Source organism: Rhodococcus sp. D-6, from assembly GCF_040256695.1.
In the GTDB taxonomy this organism is placed as follows: Bacteria; Actinomycetota; Actinomycetes; order Mycobacteriales; family Mycobacteriaceae; genus Rhodococcus; species Rhodococcus pyridinivorans.
Genome location: NZ_CP132970.1, coordinates 4,751,947 through 4,767,433 on the forward strand (window position 1 = coordinate 4,751,947; position 15,487 = coordinate 4,767,433).

Sequence of the window (15,487 nt, forward strand, 5' to 3'; positions counted from 1 at the left end):
TCGCGGTGATTATATCGGTGCACTGTTGGGTCCTGAGAGAACACGCAATGTGTTTGATCAGCGACGATGATCCGCGAAACAAGGAAATCAGTTTTCTTGCGGTAGGGGTTGTTGTGTGTTGTTTGAGAACTGCACAGTGGACGCGAGCATCTTTGTTGTAAGTGTTTATGAGCGTACGGTGGATGCCTTGGCACCAGGAGCCGATGAAGGACGTGGGAGGCTGCGATATGCCTCGGGGAGCTGTCAACCGAGCTGTGATCCGAGGATTTCCGAATGGGGAAACCCAGCACGAGTGATGTCGTGTTACCCGCATCTGAATATATAGGGTGTGTGGAGGGAACGTGGGGAAGTGAAACATCTCAGTACCCACAGGAAGAGAAAACAACATGTGATTCCGTGAGTAGTGGCGAGCGAAAGCGGATGAGGCTAAACCATGGGTGTGTGATAGCTGGCAGGCGTTGCATCCGTGGGGTTGTGGGGTTCGTTGTGTCGGCGCTGCCATGCCGGCCGACAGTGAGAAATCGTCGTGTTAGTCGAAGTGGTCTGGAACGGCCTGTCGTAGAGGGTGAGAATCCCGTAGACGAAAACACGGTGACTGTCGATTCGAATACCCGAGTAGCACCGGGCCCGTGAAATCCGGTGTGAATCTGTCGGGACCACCCGATAAGCCTGAATACTCCCTGGTGACCGATAGCGGACTAGTACCGTGAGGGAAAGGTGAAAAGTACCCCGGGAGGGGAGTGAAATAGTACCTGAAACCGTGCGCTTACAATCCGTCAGAGCCGATGCACGATTCAGTTCGTGGTGGGTGATGGCGTGCCTTTTGAAGAATGAGCCTGCGAGTTAGTGGCATGTCGCGAGGTTAACCCGTGTGGGGTAGTCGTAGCGAAAGCGAGTCCGAATAGGGCGCATGAGTGGCATGTTCTAGACCCGAAGCGGAGTGATCTACCCATGGCCAGGGTGAAGCGATGGTAAGACGTCGTGGAGGCCCGAACCCACTTAGGTTGAAAACTGAGGGGATGAGTTGTGGGTAGGGGTGAAAGGCCAATCAAACTCCGTGATAGCTGGTTCTCCCCGAAATGCATTTAGGTGCAGCGTCGCGTGTTTCTCACCGGAGGTAGAGCTACTGGATGGTCTAGGGGGCCCACAAGCTTACCGAAATCAGCCAAACTCCGAATGCCGGTGAGTGAGAGCGCGGCAGTGAGACTGCGGGGGATAAGCTTCGTAGTCGAGAGGGAAACAGCCCAGATCGCCGGCTAAGGCCCCTAAGCGTGTACTAAGTGGAAAAGGATGTGGGATCGCTGAGACAACCAGGAGGTTGGCTTAGAAGCAGCCACCCTTGAAAGAGTGCGTAATAGCTCACTGGTCAAGTGGTTCTGCGCCGACAATGTAGCGGGGCTCAAGTACACCGCCGAAGCCGCGGCACTCACACAACACCCATTCGTTCCTGCGGGAACGTGTGCAGTGGTGTGGGTGGGTAGGGGAGCGTCGTGCAGCCGTGGAAGCGCCGGAGTGATCCAGGTGTGGAGGCTGTGCGAGTGAGAATGCAGGCATGAGTAGCGAAAGACGAGTGAGAAACTCGTCCGCCGGATGACCAAGGGTTCCTGGGCCAGGTTAATCCGCCCAGGGTGAGTCGGGACCTAAGGCGAGGCCGACAGGCGTAGTCGATGGACAACGGGTTGATATTCCCGTACCCGTGTATCCGCGCCCAATGGCGAATCAGTTGTGCTAACCGTCCAAAAGTTTCCGCTGTTCCTTCGGGAACTGTGGGGATGGCTGCACGGGACCCTGATTGTAGTAGTCAAGCGATGGGGTGACGCAGGAAGGTAGCTGGGCCAGGTGATGGAGTACCTGGTGTAAGCCGGTAGGGCGAATGGTAGGCAAATCCGCCATTCACACAGCCTGAGAGGTGATGCGTACCCGTTGAGGGGAATTCAGTGATCCTATGCTGCCGAGAAAAGCCTCTAGTGAGTTGGTACACGGCCCGTACCCCAAACCGACACAGGTGGTCAGGTAGAGAATACCGAGGCGATCGAGAGAACTGTGGTTAAGGAACTCGGCAAAATGCCCCCGTAACTTCGGGAGAAGGGGGACCACGCCCGGTGACGGCCCTTGCGGTCCGAGCTGGGGGTGGTCGCAGAGACCAGAGAGAAGCGACTGTTTACTAAAAACACAGGTCCGTGCGAAGTCGTAAGACGATGTATACGGACTGACGCCTGCCCGGTGCTGGAAGGTTAAGAGGACCGGTTAGCGGGGTTTACTCCGCGAAGCTGAGAATTTAAGCCCCAGTAAACGGCGGTGGTAACTATAACCATCCTAAGGTAGCGAAATTCCTTGTCGGGTAAGTTCCGACCTGCACGAATGGCGTAACGACTTCTCTGCTGTCTCGACCACAGACTCGGCGAAATTGCATTACGAGTAAAGATGCTCGTTACGCGCGGCAGGACGAAAAGACCCCGGGACCTTCACTATAGCTTGGTATTGGTGTTCGGTTCGGTTTGTGTAGGATAGGTGGGAGACTGTGAAGCTCATACGCCAGTATGGGTGGAGTCGTTGTTGAAATACCACTCTGATCGTATTGGACCTCTAACCTCGGACCATGATCTGGTTCAGGGACAGTGCCTGGTGGGTAGTTTAACTGGGGCGGTTGCCTCCCAAAATGTAACGGAGGCGCCCAAAGGTTCCCTCAGCCTGGTTGGCAATCAGGTGTCGAGTGCAAGTGCACAAGGGAGCTTGACTGTGAGACTGACAGGTCGAGCAGGGACGAAAGTCGGGACTAGTGATCCGGCACCGGCATGTGGAAGCGGTGTCGCTCAACGGATAAAAGGTACCCCGGGGATAACAGGCTGATCTTCCCCAAGAGTCCATATCGACGGGATGGTTTGGCACCTCGATGTCGGCTCGTCGCATCCTGGGGCTGGAGTAGGTCCCAAGGGTTGGGCTGTTCGCCCATTAAAGCGGCACGCGAGCTGGGTTTAGAACGTCGTGAGACAGTTCGGTCTCTATCCGCCGCGCGCGTTAGAAACTTGAGGAAGGCTGTCCCTAGTACGAGAGGACCGGGACGGACGAACCTCTGGTGTGCCAGTTGTCCCGCCAGGGGCATGGCTGGTTGGCTACGTTCGGAAGGGATAACCGCTGAAAGCATCTAAGCGGGAAGCCTGTTCCAAGATGAGGTTTCTCACCCCCTCGAGGGGGTAAGGCCCCCGGCAGACCACCGGGTTGATAGGCCGGAACTGGAAGCCCAGCAATGGGTGGAGGTGACCGGTACTAATAGGCCGAGGACTTACCACGAAGATGTTACGCGTCCACTGTGCGGTATCTGAAACAACACACACAGATCCGAAAATCCTGCAGCAGCAGGTGATTCGAGGAATCTGCGTGGACTATTGTTTCATAGAGTTACGGCGGTCATAGCGACAGGGAAACGCCCGGTCCCATTCCGAACCCGGAAGCTAAGCCTGTCTGCGCCGATGGTACTGCACTCGACAGGGTGTGGGAGAGTAGGACACCGCCGAACACCCGTTCCGAAAGGGGACCCACACTGTGGGTCCCCTTTCGTGTTTTCTTATGCAGAAAATGTGCCGGCCCAACGGTTTTCGAGAACCGGCACGAGCTGCTTCCCGGTCCGCAGACGAACCGGGAAGCAGCCGGAGAATCAGGGGCGCGGTGCCTTCGGACGCGCGACCGGCCGCGGCAGTGCACGCGTCAGACGCGGAGCCCAACCGTGCGACGGCCAACGCTTGAGACCCAGCCGGTCCGGCGTGACGCGAGTGTTCACGAACTTGCCCTCGAGCTCTTCGTCGGCCTCCCCAACGAACCGGTAGAGGATCGTGCCGCCGTTCTCCTCCGTGCGAGCGGCTGCCTCCCACCCGGTAGCGCGGTAGACCGCGCGGACGATGTTGTCGGCGACGACGATGATCGGCAGTCCGTCGATTCCACGCGCCGCCGATCCTGCCGGCCACGGCTTGGACGCGAGTTCGCGCACCGCAGCCGGCGACGCCTTCTTCGCTTCGTTGACCCGCAGCACCACGCATGGCGTCGGCAGCTCGGGAGCAGGCGAGGCCGAGTACTGACGGACGAGCTCCGCGATCGGGATCGCCGTGCGATCGGCTTCGGACTCCTCGGTTGCGCCCGCCAGGTTGGTGAGTACGCATTCGCCGCGGTGCGGTTCGGTCAGTCCGAGCGCCGCGATGACCGCTTCGGCCGTCACTGCGGCGGTGTGGTCGGCGTCGGTCTTCGGGTTCAGCGCGTCGGCCACGACGAAATGCTCCACCGCGTAGCCGGACTCGTAGACGGTTCGGATGCGCCGCAGAGCCGCCTCGGTCTCGGGGGTGGCCAGCGGTGTCTTCTCGCCGGCCTCGGTCAGCTTCGAGGTCTCTCCGAGCGCCGTCCAGACGAGGGTGAAGATGCGATTTCCGCGTCCGGCGCCGACGTAGAAGATGCTCCGGTCGCGAGGGTCGAGCAGGGCGTAGACGTAGGCGCCGAGCTGGTCGCAAATGTTCTTCGGAAGCAGTTTCGGGCTGGGGGCGCGGTCTTCGACATGGTTCACGAGAGCCCGCAGGACGGTCAGGCGCAGTGCCACGGGGACCTTGCCGGCGGAGCCGCCGAACAGTTCGCGGTTGGCTGCGTCCACGGAACCGAAGGTGCGTCCGATGTGACGGCTGAGGGCGCCGAGCGCGTGGGTGAACTCCGCAAGTCTCTGGCGTGGATCGTCCGCTGTATCCGGCAACTCGTTGCTGGTCAGGAACATCTGGATCTCGGGAGATTCCAACAGAGTTTGGGCAATGTTCGGAGGAACTGTCCACACTGTGCGCATAGAGCGACTCTAGGCCACACACAAGATTGGGGAGTCGCTCCGCGCAGGCGCCGCGCCGCCGAATCCGGAGGAAGAACCCGAGGAGAACCCGAGCCGGATAAGCTCGCGTGCCATGACAGCGGTGCGGACCCGTTCCCGTTCTCGGTTGTTGCGGGACACCGCGTCGTCCGCGCAGGTCGAAGCACTTCTGATCATCACGGTCGCGACCATCCTCGTCACTCGTCTGTACCTGCATCTGACGGGCTATCCGCAGGTCGGCGGGTCGGTCCTGCACATCGCTCACGTGCTGTGGGGCGGTCTGCTCATGGTCGCCGCGCTGATGGTCTCGTTGACCTTCATCGGCAGGGCGCCCGACCGCATCGCGGTGCTGCTCGGCGGTATCGGGTTCGGTCTCTTCCTCGACGAGGTCGGCAAGTTCGTCACGAAGACCAACGACTACTTCTACCGACCCTCGGTGGCGATCATGTACGTGGTGGTCGTGTTGCTGCTCGTCGTCAATCGAGCGGTGCACCTCCGTCGCGGGCCGTCGCCCGACGAGTATCTCGCCAACGCCGCGCTCACGGCGACGGACGGGCTCGCCCACGGCCTGACCCCGACCGATCGCGACCAGGCGCGAGTGCAGCTCGCACGCGCACGTGAGGGTGGAGTCGATCCCGAGGTCGTCGAACAGATCGATCTCCTGCTCGCCCGGTGCCGGGAGGTACCATCGCGCTTCTCGTGGGTGTCGCTCCGGCTGCCGGAGCGACTGCGAGGTGAGCGCAGCGTCCGCGTCGCGGCAGCCCTGCTCACCGTTTTCTCCGTCGGCATTCTCCTCAATGCCGCTGCGACCTTGGAGGAGGATCTCGCCGCGCGGACGAGCAACGTGGTGACCGTGATCCAGCTCGTCGGCTCCGGCGTCACCGTCCTGCTGTGCGTGGTGGGATCGGTGGGTTTGTGGCGCAGGCGGAGGTGGGCGATCCGTGCGCTCCGGACGGCCGCGTTGATCACCGTCTTCTTCGTCGACGTGCTGGAGTTCGCCGTCCAGGAGTTCGGGGCGCTGCTCAACGTCGCCGTGGGCGCCGCGGCGCTGTCGGTGTTCTCACACCACCTGCGTCAGATGTCCCGGCACGAGGCGTTGCCGGACACGGCGTGAGCAGGTGGGCCCGCCGCAACCGTGTTGTGGACGAATCACGGCACCGCTGCCCACCGTGTGCGCTTCGTCGCATACCGTATAGACCGTGAGCACCCCAGCCTCTGACGCCACCGGTTCCGCGTCGACGTGGCCCGCGCTACTCACGTGGCGTGCGGCCGATGCGTCTCGGATGGAGTCGGTACGAGTACAGCTCTCCGGCCGCCGCATCAAGGCGTCCGGTCGCATCGTGGGTGCGGAGTGCACCGACCATCCGGCCTTCAGCGCGTCGTACGACCTGGTGACGGACGAGAACGGTGTCACCCGCCGATTGTCGGTGCGCACCACCCTCGCTTCGGGCGAACGGCACATGTCCCTCACCCGGTCCGAAGAGGGCATCTGGATGTCCGACAACGGCATCGACCATCAGCGGTCCACCTTCGGCGGGGCACTCGACGTCGACGTGGTGTTCAGCCCGTTCTTCAACGCCCTGCCCATCCGCCGGCACGACCTGCAGGCCGGAGCCGACGACGTGGAGGTGCCCGTCGTCTACGTCAACCTCATCGATCTCAGCATCGAGGAGGCCACGGTCGTCTACAGCAGTGCGTCCGACGGCATCCACGTGCTGTCGCCGCGCTCGTCGTCGTCGGTGACCGTCGACGAGGACGGCTTCGTCCTCGAATACCGAGGACTCGCCTCCCGCATCTAGGGCTGTCCCGACGCCTCCACCGCCATCGCCACGGCGAACGCGGCCGATTCGGCGGGGTGGCTGCCGTGCCCGTGCGTGCCGCCGGTGAGGCCGACGATCTGGAGTCCGACCGGCGACGACCCGCCGTCCGGAGCCGGCACCGACAGGGCCGGGACACCGAGGACGCTGAACGGGACACACATCTGCAGCAGCGGTGCGCGCAGCTCGACGGGATCGCTCGTCAGCGGCGCCGAACGCACGCCGGTAGTGACGGTGATCAGCGCGTCGAGCTTGTCCACGGTGCGGAGGCGGTGCACGACGTCGTGACGTAGTCGCGCCACCGCCCGGGCCGCGTGGATGTACTCGTAGGCCGGCCGGTCGCGTTGCGCGGCGAGCAGAGCGGCCGTCGGAGGCTGGTAGCGGTCGGGATCGGCTTCGAACCACGCGCGATGCGTCTCGTATGCTTCCGAGCCGGTGACCACGGGATACAACTCGAGCATCTCGGCGGTCTCGGGCAGTTCCACGTCGACGACGCGGGCGCCCAGATCCGTGAGGGTGCGGCACGCCGTCTCGACGGCCTCGTCGAAGACGGGTGACAGATCCCAGATGCCGCCCCGCAGGCGTCCGATGCGCAGTTCGGAGACCGGGGTGCGCAGGTGCGCGATGCCCGGAAGGGCGCCCCACGCGAGTGAAGCGTCCAGAGCGTCGGCGGCGAGCAGACCGACGTGGTCGAAGGTCGTCGACAGCGGGAACACGCCCTGCTCGGGCAGGGCACCGAAGCCCGGCTTGAATCCGACGATCCCGCACAGCGCCGCCGGGGTACGGACGCTGCAGCCGGTGTCGGTTCCCAGCGCGACGGGCACGACGCCCCTCGCGACCAGCACTGCGGAGCCCGACGACGAACCACCGCTGATCAGGTCCGGGTTGTGGGGGTGGGGGGCCGCGCCGGACACATTGATCAACCCGGTGGGCCCGTAGGCGAACTCGTGGAGATGGGTCTTCGCCACCACGATGGCTCCGGCTTCGCGGAGCTTCTCGATGACGCGAGCATCGCGCCGGGCCGGAGGCGCATCGGCGAGGACCGCGCTGCCGCAGCGGGTGGGGAACCCGGCGACGTCGATGTTGTCCTTCACCGCGACCGCGACGCCGTGCAACGGGCCGATCCAGCTCCCGGCGGCGATCTGCTCGTCGGCGAGGGCTGCGGCTTCGAGCGCCGCCTCGTCGTTGCGGGCGGCGACGGTGTTCCCCCAGGGGGTCCCGACGAGGGCGTCGAGTTCGGCGAGAACCGAGCGGACGTGTTCGGTGGGGGTCGTCTTGCCGGTGGTCAGCGCCGTGGCGATGTCGCGGAGGTTCATCGTGTCCACACTCCACCGCGTCGTCCGGCCTCGCGGAACGCTGCGATCCAGCCCTCGTCGCCGGGCTGCGTGCCGACGATGGGGTCGCGACGGCGCTGTTCGTAGCGGGTCCGAGCCGCGTGACCGGCGCGGGTGAGTTCGGAGGTGCTGCGGTCGGCCAGTTGCTCCCGGGCCGTTCTCAGCACCTCGAGTGTCTCGTCCAGCGCGACCAGCAGGGCTTCCGCGTTGCCTTCGCACATCGCGTCGACCAGGGCCGGGGCCGTCGCGGCGACCCGTGTGCCGTCCCGGAAGGAGCCGGCGGCGAGACCGAGTGCGAGATCGCCGCCTCCGGCGCCCGAGAGGGCCAGCGCTTCGGCGAGGAGATGGGGGAGATGGGAGACTCGCGCGACCGCCGCGTCGTGCTCCCGGGATTCGGCGGGCACGACGACGGAGCCGCAGTCGAGCGCGAGGTCGGCGACCTGCCGCCACACCTCGGGATCGGTGCCGTCGTCGACGGTCACCACCCACACCGCGTCGCGGAACAGGTCGGCGGTCCCAGCGGTCCAGCCGGACTCCGCCGTACCTGCCATGGGGTGTCCACCCACGAAACGCCGCGACAGGCCGTGAGCGGCGACGGCAGCGGCCACTTCCGCCTTGATGCTCACCACGTCGGTGAGCGCGACCTCGGGGGCGTGCTCGGCCACCGCCTCGAGGATGCTGCCCACTGCCGGCATCGGCACCGCGATCACCACCAGGGCGCTGGTGTCGGCTGCGCGACGCAGCGTGGCCGTGAGGTCGGTGGACGCGTCGAAGCCGTCGGCGACGGCGGCCTCCACGGCCTGCGACGACCTGTTGTAACCCCACGCCTGCCTTCCGGTGGCCGCGGCGGCGCGCAGCAGAGAACCACCGATCAGACCGAGGCCGAGGACACAGACGGGCGGGGAAGAGACGGCTGAGGACACCTCATCAGGTTGGCATATCCCGTGCTGGGCTTCATTCACCGGACGTGGCCGACTACCGTTGCGCCCATGGCTGCACAGCGTGTAGGGAACAAGAGCCCTTCCGTGACCCAGAGCGGGAACCCCGCCGGGAATTCGAGCGACGACCTCGACGGCTTCGCCGTCGCCGTGACGCGGGAGGAAGGTCGTTGGAAGTGCCGGGTGTTGTCCGGTGCCGCACTGACGAGTCTCGATACCGCAGTGACCGAGTTGCGGGAGCTGAGAAGTTCCGGCGCAGTCTTCGGTCTGCTGAATGTGGACGACGAATTCTTCATCATCGTGCGTCCCGCACCTGCGGGAACGAGGTTGCTGCTGTCCGACGCGACGATGGCCGTCGACTACGACATCGCCGCCGACGTCCTCGATGCGCTGAACATCGAGATCCCCGATATCGATCCCGACGAGCTCGACGACATCGAGCCGTGGGAGGAAGGCGACCTCGGCATCCTGGCCGACATGGGTCTGCCCGAGCCGGTGCTCTCGGTGATCCTGTCGGAGACCGACCTGTATCCCGACGAGCAACTCGACGAGATCGCCCAGCGACTCGGTTTCGACGACGTCCTGGGTAACACCCTGGACAAGCTCCGTTAGATGGGGCTGCGCGACGACGAGGCATTGATCCGGGTCGCGCTGGAGGCCGCCGCTGCCGCGCCCGCCGGTGACGTACCGGTGGGCGCGGTGGTGTTCGGGCCGGACGGCACCGAGATCGCGCGAGCGGCGAACTCCCGCGAGGCCACCGGCGACCCCACAGCGCACGCCGAGGTGCTCGCTCTGCGCGCGGCAGCGCAGGTCTACGGCGACGGATGGCGTCTCGAGGGCGCAACCCTCGCCGTGACCCTCGAACCCTGCACGATGTGCGCGGGAGCGTTGGTGCTCTCCCGGGTATCGCGGGTGGTCTTCGGGGCGTGGGAGCCGAAGACGGGCGCCGTCGGGTCGCTGTGGGACGTGGTGCGCGATCGGCGCCTCACGCACCGTCCGGAAGTGCGCGGTGGTGTGCTCGAAGCCGAGTGCGCGGCCGTGCTCGAGGCGTTCTTCCGGGAACATCGAGGGCCGGCTTCGGAGCTGTGACCAGGCGATTTCAGGATGAGGCCTGCAATCCGCTAGAGTCGTCAGCGGTGGCGTGACCGAGCGGCCGAAGGAGCGCGCCTCGAAAGCGCGTGACGGGTAACCCCCGTCCGTGGGTTCAAATCCCACCGCCACCGCCAGAGAGCCCCTTACCTGCTAGTGCAGGTGAGGGGCTTTTCTCATGCCTGCAGGTCGCCAAGGCCGGGGTCCGAAGCATCCGCTACGGCTTTTGCTATCCGCCGCGGCAATTGCTGTGGCGGATAGCGAACTTGATCGCGAGTGGACTGCGGAGTCGACGAAGCGCCCGAGGGAGTGTGGGTCGGGCTACCTGCATCCGCCCAGGTCTTCCGATAGGTTCGCGCCTGCATGCTCGCAATCGGAAGGGGAACTGTGAATCGCGTCTGCTCGACGATCGTCGGACCCGCCGAATCCGACGTCCCGCCGGCCGTTCTCGTGCACGGGGTGCTGGCCTGGGGAGACGACGAGACCTACGGATTCGGTCGGCAGCGGCCCTTGGGGGGCGTCACGTCGGCTGATCCTGATGGACCGCCGCGGGCACGGCGACTCGCCGGATCTCGACGGGGCCCATCGCACCGACTACGAGGTGGACGCCGCCGACATCGTCGAACTGCTCGGTGACGGCGCCCATCTCGTCGGACATTCGTACGGTGCGGTCGCAGCGATGCTCGCGGCGGTGGAACGGCCGGACCTGGTGCGGTCGCTGTGCCTGATCCAGCCCGGGTGCCTGAAGGTTGCGGAGAGCGAACCGGTGGTCGCCGAGAACCTCGCCCGCGCTCGTGCGTCCCAGGTGACGCTCCCGCCCGAGCTCACTGCGGAGGACTATCTGTGTCTCATCACGGAGAGCGTCGGCATGCCGCCGGCGGAACCCACCCCGAAGCGACTACGCGCAGCGGCGACGTCGATGCGGGAGAGACCGTGCTGGGACGCCGACATCCCCCTCGAGTCGCTCGCGGCGGCGCCGTGGCCGAAGCTCGTCGTCGTCGGTGACTGGGCGGGCGCACCCGACGAGTACAAGCGGCTGGCGGGAGATCCGCTGACGGTCACGGCGCGGGTCGTCGCCGACCGGATCGGGGGAGTACTGCTCGAAGTTCCCGGTTTCTACCCGCACGTCCAGCAGCCGGAACGAGTCAACGAGGCGCTCGAGGAACTGTGGAGTCGGGCCGACGCCCGGTGACGAGAGGTCGGCCGACGGCGTCGGCGACCATCACGGCGAACATCCACAGCCCCGCCGCGACACCGGCGACGGCTGCCACCGCAGGCGATGCGAGACCGCCTGCCAGACCGACGATTCCGATCACCAGCATTCCCCAGCCCATGACCCGGAACATCGCGCGGCCGAAGGCCCGTGCGAAGGGAACGAAGTGCGCACCGACGACGCAGACCACCCACGCGACCGTCAGTTCCGAACGATCGAACAACGCGAGAAGCCTTGCGCCACCGACGATCAGCACGATCATGGCCGCGACCGACACGAGGTAGATCGTCGATGCCTGCTTCGAGGGCGGCTCCAACTGCTCGAAACTTCGCGGTCGTATGAGCACGGCCCAGACGAAAAAAGCGATGGCGCAGAACCATCCGACAATGACGATCCAGGTCCACGGTGATCCCAGAGCGGCACCGTTCACGAGCATGAAGGCCGACGCGCCACCCGCGCCGATCAGCGCTCCCCACACCTCGGGACGATGGGTCGCTCGGTAACCCCTCGCCGTTCCCGGCTTGAATCGCTCCGCAGGCGGTGTCGTGCGCATCCAGTTCCCCCACTCCGAGTCGACCACCGATCCGCCTGTGGACGCTAGCGGATGGGCGGCCGGTCGTCGTCAGAGTTCGCGCCAACTCCCGTCGTTCATGTCGTGTCCGTGCGCGGCCATCAACATGAGGCCGCCGTCGACGGGGATCGAGCGCCCCGTCAGGTACGACGAGCGTGGGGACGCGAGGAAGGCGACGACGGAGGCGACCTCGTTGACGTGCCCGGGACGTCCGGTGGGGTTGCCCGGTCGCTCCTCGTGGAAGGCCTCGGATTCGTCCATGCCGGTCATGGGCGTGGAGATCTCACCGGGAGCCACCGAGTTGACCGTGATGCCGTAGCGGGCCCATTCGAGGGCGAGGCACTGCGTGAGCATGCCGAGGCCGGCCTTCGCCGTGCAGTAGGCGGAGGCGCCGTAGCGGGGGATGTGCTCGTGGACGCTCGTGATGTTGACGATGCGGCCGCCGCCCCCGGAGTCGATCATGTGTCGCGCGGCGCGTTGGGAGCACAGGAACGGGCCGTCGAGGTCGGTGGAGAGCATCTCCCGCCACCGTTCGAAGGACAGGTCGAGCACCTCGTCGCGGTGTCCGGTGCCGGCGTTGTTCACCAGCACCCCGAGACCGCCGAGCTTTCCGGTGAGTTCGTCGATCACATCGGCGGTGTCCGGGCTGGTCAGGTCCTGTCGGGCCACGAAGCACCGCTGTCCGCGCTGTTCGACCCCGGCGCGGGTGTCCTCGGCCCCGGCCTCGTCGGTGTGGAAGGTGATGCCGACGTCGAACCCCTCGGTGGCGAGCAGTTCGGCGGTCGCCTTGCCCATGCCGGAGTCGGCGCCGGTGACGATGGCGAGTCTGTCGTGAGCTGGAGTGGTCATGCGTCGTGGTTACCCATGAGCGCCCGCGGCACACTGCGAACCCACGGCAGACCGTGACCCCACGGCAGACTGGGGCCATGCGACTGCTGCTGCTCGCCGACACCCACGTACCGACGCGCGCCCGCGACCTGCCGTCGCAGGTGTGGGACGAGGTGGCCCGCGCGGACGTGGTGATCCACGCGGGCGACTGGATGGACGTGACACTGCTCGACGCGCTGGAAGAGCGGTCCCGGCAGCTGGTCGCGTGTTGGGGCAACAACGACGGTCCGCTCCTGCGGGAACGGCTGCCGGAGGTCGCGCGGGTGACCCTCGACGGTGTGCGCGTCGCGGTGGTGCACGAGACCGGGGCGTCGACCGGGCGCGACAATCGGATGGCCGCGGCCTATCCCGACACCGACGTCCTCGTCTTCGGCCACTCGCACATCCCCTGGGACACGACCGCGCCGAGCGGATTGCGCCTGCTCAACCCGGGTTCACCCACCGACCGGCGTCGGCAGCCGTACTGCACCTACATGACCGCGACCATCGACGACGGCGTGCTCCGCGACGTCGAACTGCATCGGCTCGGGTGAGGGCGATCGAAGGGGAGGTTGTGTGCGTATTTTCGCGAACGGACGCACGCAACCTCCCCGAACTCAGTCGCTCGGGCCGATCAGTTTCCGCACGACTTTCAGGAGTTCGTCGACGTCCTCGGGCGGCGTCGTGCTTGTCTCGCCCGACATGGCGGCGCCGTAGTAGAGCCCGTCGCCGATGAGCATCACCGCTCGCGCCGCAGCGGGATCGGTGACCTCGTCGGACAGTGTCTCGAACCAGCCCTGATGGATGCGGCGCAGCGCCTGCTGGGCGCGCGGGTTCGCGGTCTGGCTCAGGCGGGTCAGGGCGACGATGGCCCGGTCGAGCGGGGTGTCGGCGAAGACCGAGGTGCGGATGTAGTAGGTCGCCGGTCCTTCGGGAGCCGTGCGCATCAGTTCGGCGTCGTCGGCTGCGAGTGTCTCGAGGTGTTCGGCGAGAGCCTCGACGAGGGCGTCCTTGGACGGGAAGTGATAGAGCAGACCACCTTTGGACACGTTCGCCGCCGCGGCGACGGACTCGAGTGTCGCGGCGCGCTCGCCCTGCTCGAGCAGGATCGTCACGAAGGCGTCGAGAAGTTTGGCGCGGGCGGCAGGGGCAGGTGGCACGGCCCGATCGTACGACGTGGTTACTGTACCGTCCAGCTGGTACAGTAACGACGGTTCGATTCCTCTCTCGCGAAAGTTCGATATCCGTGGCGACATCTGTGCCTGTTTCGGAACCCACCGTGACGAAGGCGGCTCCTCGGGACTGGGTCGCGCTCGCGGTACTGATGCTTCCGGTGCTGCTCGTGTCGGTCGACAACACCGTCCTGGCCTTCGCGCTGCCCGGGATCTCCTCCGCTCTGCAGCCCACCGCTGCGCAACAGTTGTGGATCATCGACATCTACCCGCTGGTGCTCGCAGGTCTGCTGGTGGCGATGGGCAGCCTCGGCGACCGCATCGGGCGACGCCGCCTGTTGCTCATCGGCGCGACCGGATTCGCCGCCGTCTCGGTCGCTGCGGCCTACGCACCTTCCGCGGAACTGCTCGTGACCGCCCGCGGTGCACTCGGCTTCTTCGGGGCCATGCTCATGCCGTCCACGCTGTCGTTGCTGCGCAACATCTTTCTCGATGCCACTCAGCGCCGTCTCGCCATCGCGATCTGGGCCTCGTGTTTCGCGGCGGGCGCTGCACTCGGGCCGATCATGGGCGGATTCCTGCTCGAACATGCCTGGTGGGGCTCGGTCTTCCTGTTGGCCGTGCCGGTGCTGATCCCGCTGCTCGTGCTCGCGCCGATGTTCGTCCCCGAGTCGAAGGACCCGAATCCGGGCCGCATCGACATCGTGAGCATCGCGCTGTCACTGCTGACCCTTGCGCCGATCGTCTTCGCGATCAAGAAGATCGCCGACAGTGGCCTCGGTGCCGTCGCCGTCGTTCCGGCCGTAGTCGGTGTGGTCGCGCTCGTCGCGTTCGTGCGCCGGCAGTTGCAGCGCCCGAACCCCATGCTCGACGTCCGTCTGTTCCGCGTGCCCACCTTCTCCGGTGCCGTCGCGGTGAACCTGCTGTCCGTCGTCTCCCTCGTGGGCTTCCTGTTCTTCGTGTCCCAGCATCTGCAACTCGTGATCGGACAGAGCCCGATGGAGGCCGGACTGAGCCTGGTCCCGGGACTGGCGGTGATGGTCGTGGCCGGGATGTCGGTCGTCGCGGTCGTGCGGTGGGTGCAGCCGTCGTCGATCATCGTCTGCGCGCTCCTGCTCTCGGCGACCGGCTACGCGCTGGTGTTCCTGCTCGCCTCACCGTCGGCGCTCACCCCGATCATCGTGGCGTTCGCGGTCCTCGGCGCGGGTATCGGTGCGGCGGAGACGCTGTCGAACGACCTCATCGTCTCCAGCGTCCCGCCCGCGAAGGCCGGTGCCGCGTCGGCGGTGTCGGAGACGGCCTACGAGATGGGTGCCGTGCTCGGTACGGCGATCCTCGGGTCGGTGCTCTCCGCGTCCTACACTGCGCATCTCCTGCTCCCTGCCGGGCTGAGCACCGAACAGTCGGAGGTTGCTCGGGAGACGCTCGGCGGCGCCCACGCCGTGGCCGGGAACCTGCCCGCCGACCGGGCCGACGCGTTGCTCGCCGCAGCAGGATCGGCGTTCGACAGCGGCGTCACGATCACCTCCGGGATCGGGGTGGTCCTCATGATCGCCTCCGCCGGAATCGCGTGGCTCACGTTGCGCCCCAGTAGCGTGAGCCACGCTGCGGCCGCGCCTGTGTCGTAGCACCCCACACGGAATCCGGCATCG

Annotated in this window: 13 protein-coding genes, 1 tRNA gene and 2 rRNA genes; 10 read left to right on the top strand and 6 right to left on the bottom strand. The window is 65.8% G+C overall.

Features of this window, described 5'->3' with window-relative positions; translation table 11 throughout:
* The first annotated feature begins 155 nt into the window (after window positions 1-155).
* Window positions 156-3,291, top strand: a 23S ribosomal RNA gene (locus RBB84_RS22375).
* Between the two features lie 109 nt (window positions 3,292-3,400).
* Window positions 3,401-3,517: ribosomal RNA gene (gene rrf, locus RBB84_RS22380) — 5S ribosomal RNA — on the top strand.
* 138 nt (window positions 3,518-3,655) lie between these two features.
* Here rrf and RBB84_RS22385 read toward each other — a convergent pair.
* Window positions 3,656-4,750: a GIY-YIG nuclease family protein gene (locus RBB84_RS22385; protein ID WP_254707463.1), complete on the bottom strand. Its 1,095-nt coding sequence runs from the start codon at window positions 4,748-4,750 to the stop codon at window positions 3,656-3,658.
* A gap of 178 nt (window positions 4,751-4,928) precedes the next feature.
* Here RBB84_RS22385 and RBB84_RS22390 point away from each other — a divergent pair, with 178 nt between their 5' ends.
* Together RBB84_RS22390 and RBB84_RS22395 are read left to right on the top strand one after the other, a co-directional pair.
* Window positions 4,929-5,948 carry a hypothetical protein gene (locus RBB84_RS22390; protein WP_024102732.1) on the top strand — a complete coding sequence of 340 codons (1,020 nt, stop codon included), beginning with the start codon at window positions 4,929-4,931 and terminating at the stop codon, window positions 5,946-5,948.
* A gap of 169 nt (window positions 5,949-6,117) precedes the next feature.
* Window positions 6,118-6,633, top strand: coding sequence for a putative glycolipid-binding domain-containing protein (locus RBB84_RS22395; protein ID WP_006552542.1), 516 nt, complete (start codon window positions 6,118-6,120; stop codon window positions 6,631-6,633).
* Here RBB84_RS22395 and RBB84_RS22400 read toward each other — a convergent pair.
* Complete coding sequence (locus RBB84_RS22400) at window positions 6,630-7,976, bottom strand: amidase (RefSeq protein WP_064257248.1); 1,347 nt, start codon at window positions 7,974-7,976, stop codon at window positions 6,630-6,632. The two genes, RBB84_RS22395 and RBB84_RS22400, sit on opposite strands and share 4 nt — an antisense overlap.
* Window positions 7,964-8,908 (bottom strand): prephenate dehydrogenase, encoded by a 945-nt coding sequence (locus RBB84_RS22405; protein ID WP_019290313.1) that lies wholly within the window; start codon window positions 8,906-8,908, stop codon window positions 7,964-7,966. Before RBB84_RS22405 ends, RBB84_RS22400 begins: the two co-directional genes overlap by 13 nt.
* A gap of 66 nt (window positions 8,909-8,974) precedes the next feature.
* Between RBB84_RS22405 and RBB84_RS22410 the strand changes: the two genes are divergently transcribed.
* The 4 genes from RBB84_RS22410 to RBB84_RS22425 all read left to right on the top strand — a co-directional run bounded on the left by RBB84_RS22410 (window position 8,975) and on the right by RBB84_RS22425 (window position 11,204).
* On the top strand, window positions 8,975-9,535 hold the full coding sequence (locus RBB84_RS22410; RefSeq protein ID WP_024102735.1) for a tRNA adenosine deaminase-associated protein: 561 nt from the start codon (window positions 8,975-8,977) through the stop codon (window positions 9,533-9,535).
* A complete protein-coding gene (locus RBB84_RS22415) occupies window positions 9,536-10,012 on the top strand; it encodes a nucleoside deaminase (RefSeq protein ID WP_006552538.1) in 477 nt (158 codons plus the stop codon). It abuts the gene before it with no gap.
* A gap of 46 nt (window positions 10,013-10,058) precedes the next feature.
* Window positions 10,059-10,149: transfer RNA gene (locus tag RBB84_RS22420), tRNA-Ser, on the top strand.
* Between the two features lie 401 nt (window positions 10,150-10,550).
* Window positions 10,551-11,204, top strand: a complete 654-nt coding sequence (locus RBB84_RS22425; RefSeq protein ID WP_231912097.1) for an alpha/beta hydrolase — start codon at window positions 10,551-10,553, stop codon at window positions 11,202-11,204.
* Here the strand turns inward: RBB84_RS22425 and RBB84_RS22430 are convergent.
* Both RBB84_RS22430 and RBB84_RS22435 read right to left on the bottom strand, forming a co-directional pair.
* Window positions 11,158-11,778, bottom strand: coding sequence for a hypothetical protein (locus RBB84_RS22430; RefSeq protein ID WP_350246877.1), 621 nt, complete (start codon window positions 11,776-11,778; stop codon window positions 11,158-11,160). The two genes, RBB84_RS22425 and RBB84_RS22430, sit on opposite strands and share 47 nt — an antisense overlap.
* A 69-nt stretch (window positions 11,779-11,847) precedes the next feature.
* Complete coding sequence (locus RBB84_RS22435) at window positions 11,848-12,645, bottom strand: SDR family oxidoreductase (protein WP_006552535.1); 798 nt, start codon at window positions 12,643-12,645, stop codon at window positions 11,848-11,850.
* Between the two features lie 77 nt (window positions 12,646-12,722).
* Between RBB84_RS22435 and RBB84_RS22440 the strand changes: the two genes are divergently transcribed.
* Window positions 12,723-13,217 (top strand): metallophosphoesterase, encoded by a 495-nt coding sequence (locus RBB84_RS22440; protein ID WP_006552534.1) that lies wholly within the window; start codon window positions 12,723-12,725, stop codon window positions 13,215-13,217.
* Between the two features lie 63 nt (window positions 13,218-13,280).
* On the opposite strand, the gene RBB84_RS22445 is transcribed toward RBB84_RS22440, so the two are convergent.
* Window positions 13,281-13,823, bottom strand: coding sequence for a TetR/AcrR family transcriptional regulator (locus RBB84_RS22445; protein WP_064257246.1), 543 nt, complete (start codon window positions 13,821-13,823; stop codon window positions 13,281-13,283).
* Between the two features lie 98 nt (window positions 13,824-13,921).
* On the opposite strand from RBB84_RS22445, the gene RBB84_RS22450 reads away from it, so the two are divergent.
* The gene (locus RBB84_RS22450; RefSeq protein ID WP_156666169.1) at window positions 13,922-15,463 is read left to right on the top strand and encodes an MFS transporter; all 1,542 of its coding nucleotides are present in this window, start codon (window positions 13,922-13,924) and stop codon (window positions 15,461-15,463) included.
* Window positions 15,464-15,487 lie beyond the last annotated feature (24 nt).

Coding starts and splice junctions, on each gene's coding strand:
- RBB84_RS22385 (WP_254707463.1), bottom strand. CDS start 4,750: ATGTTCCTGACCAGCAACGAGTTGCCGGATACAGCGGACGATCCACGC.
- RBB84_RS22390 (WP_024102732.1), top strand. CDS start 4,929: ATGACAGCGGTGCGGACCCGTTCCCGTTCTCGGTTGTTGCGGGACACC.
- RBB84_RS22395 (WP_006552542.1), top strand. CDS start 6,118: ATGGAGTCGGTACGAGTACAGCTCTCCGGCCGCCGCATCAAGGCGTCC.
- RBB84_RS22410 (WP_024102735.1), top strand. CDS start 8,975: ATGGCTGCACAGCGTGTAGGGAACAAGAGCCCTTCCGTGACCCAGAGC.
- RBB84_RS22415 (WP_006552538.1), top strand. CDS start 9,536: ATGGGGCTGCGCGACGACGAGGCATTGATCCGGGTCGCGCTGGAGGCC.
- RBB84_RS22425 (WP_231912097.1), top strand. CDS start 10,551: ATGGACCGCCGCGGGCACGGCGACTCGCCGGATCTCGACGGGGCCCAT.
- RBB84_RS22430 (WP_350246877.1), bottom strand. CDS start 11,778: ATGCGCACGACACCGCCTGCGGAGCGATTCAAGCCGGGAACGGCGAGG.
- RBB84_RS22435 (WP_006552535.1), bottom strand. CDS start 12,645: ATGACCACTCCAGCTCACGACAGACTCGCCATCGTCACCGGCGCCGAC.
- RBB84_RS22440 (WP_006552534.1), top strand. CDS start 12,723: ATGCGACTGCTGCTGCTCGCCGACACCCACGTACCGACGCGCGCCCGC.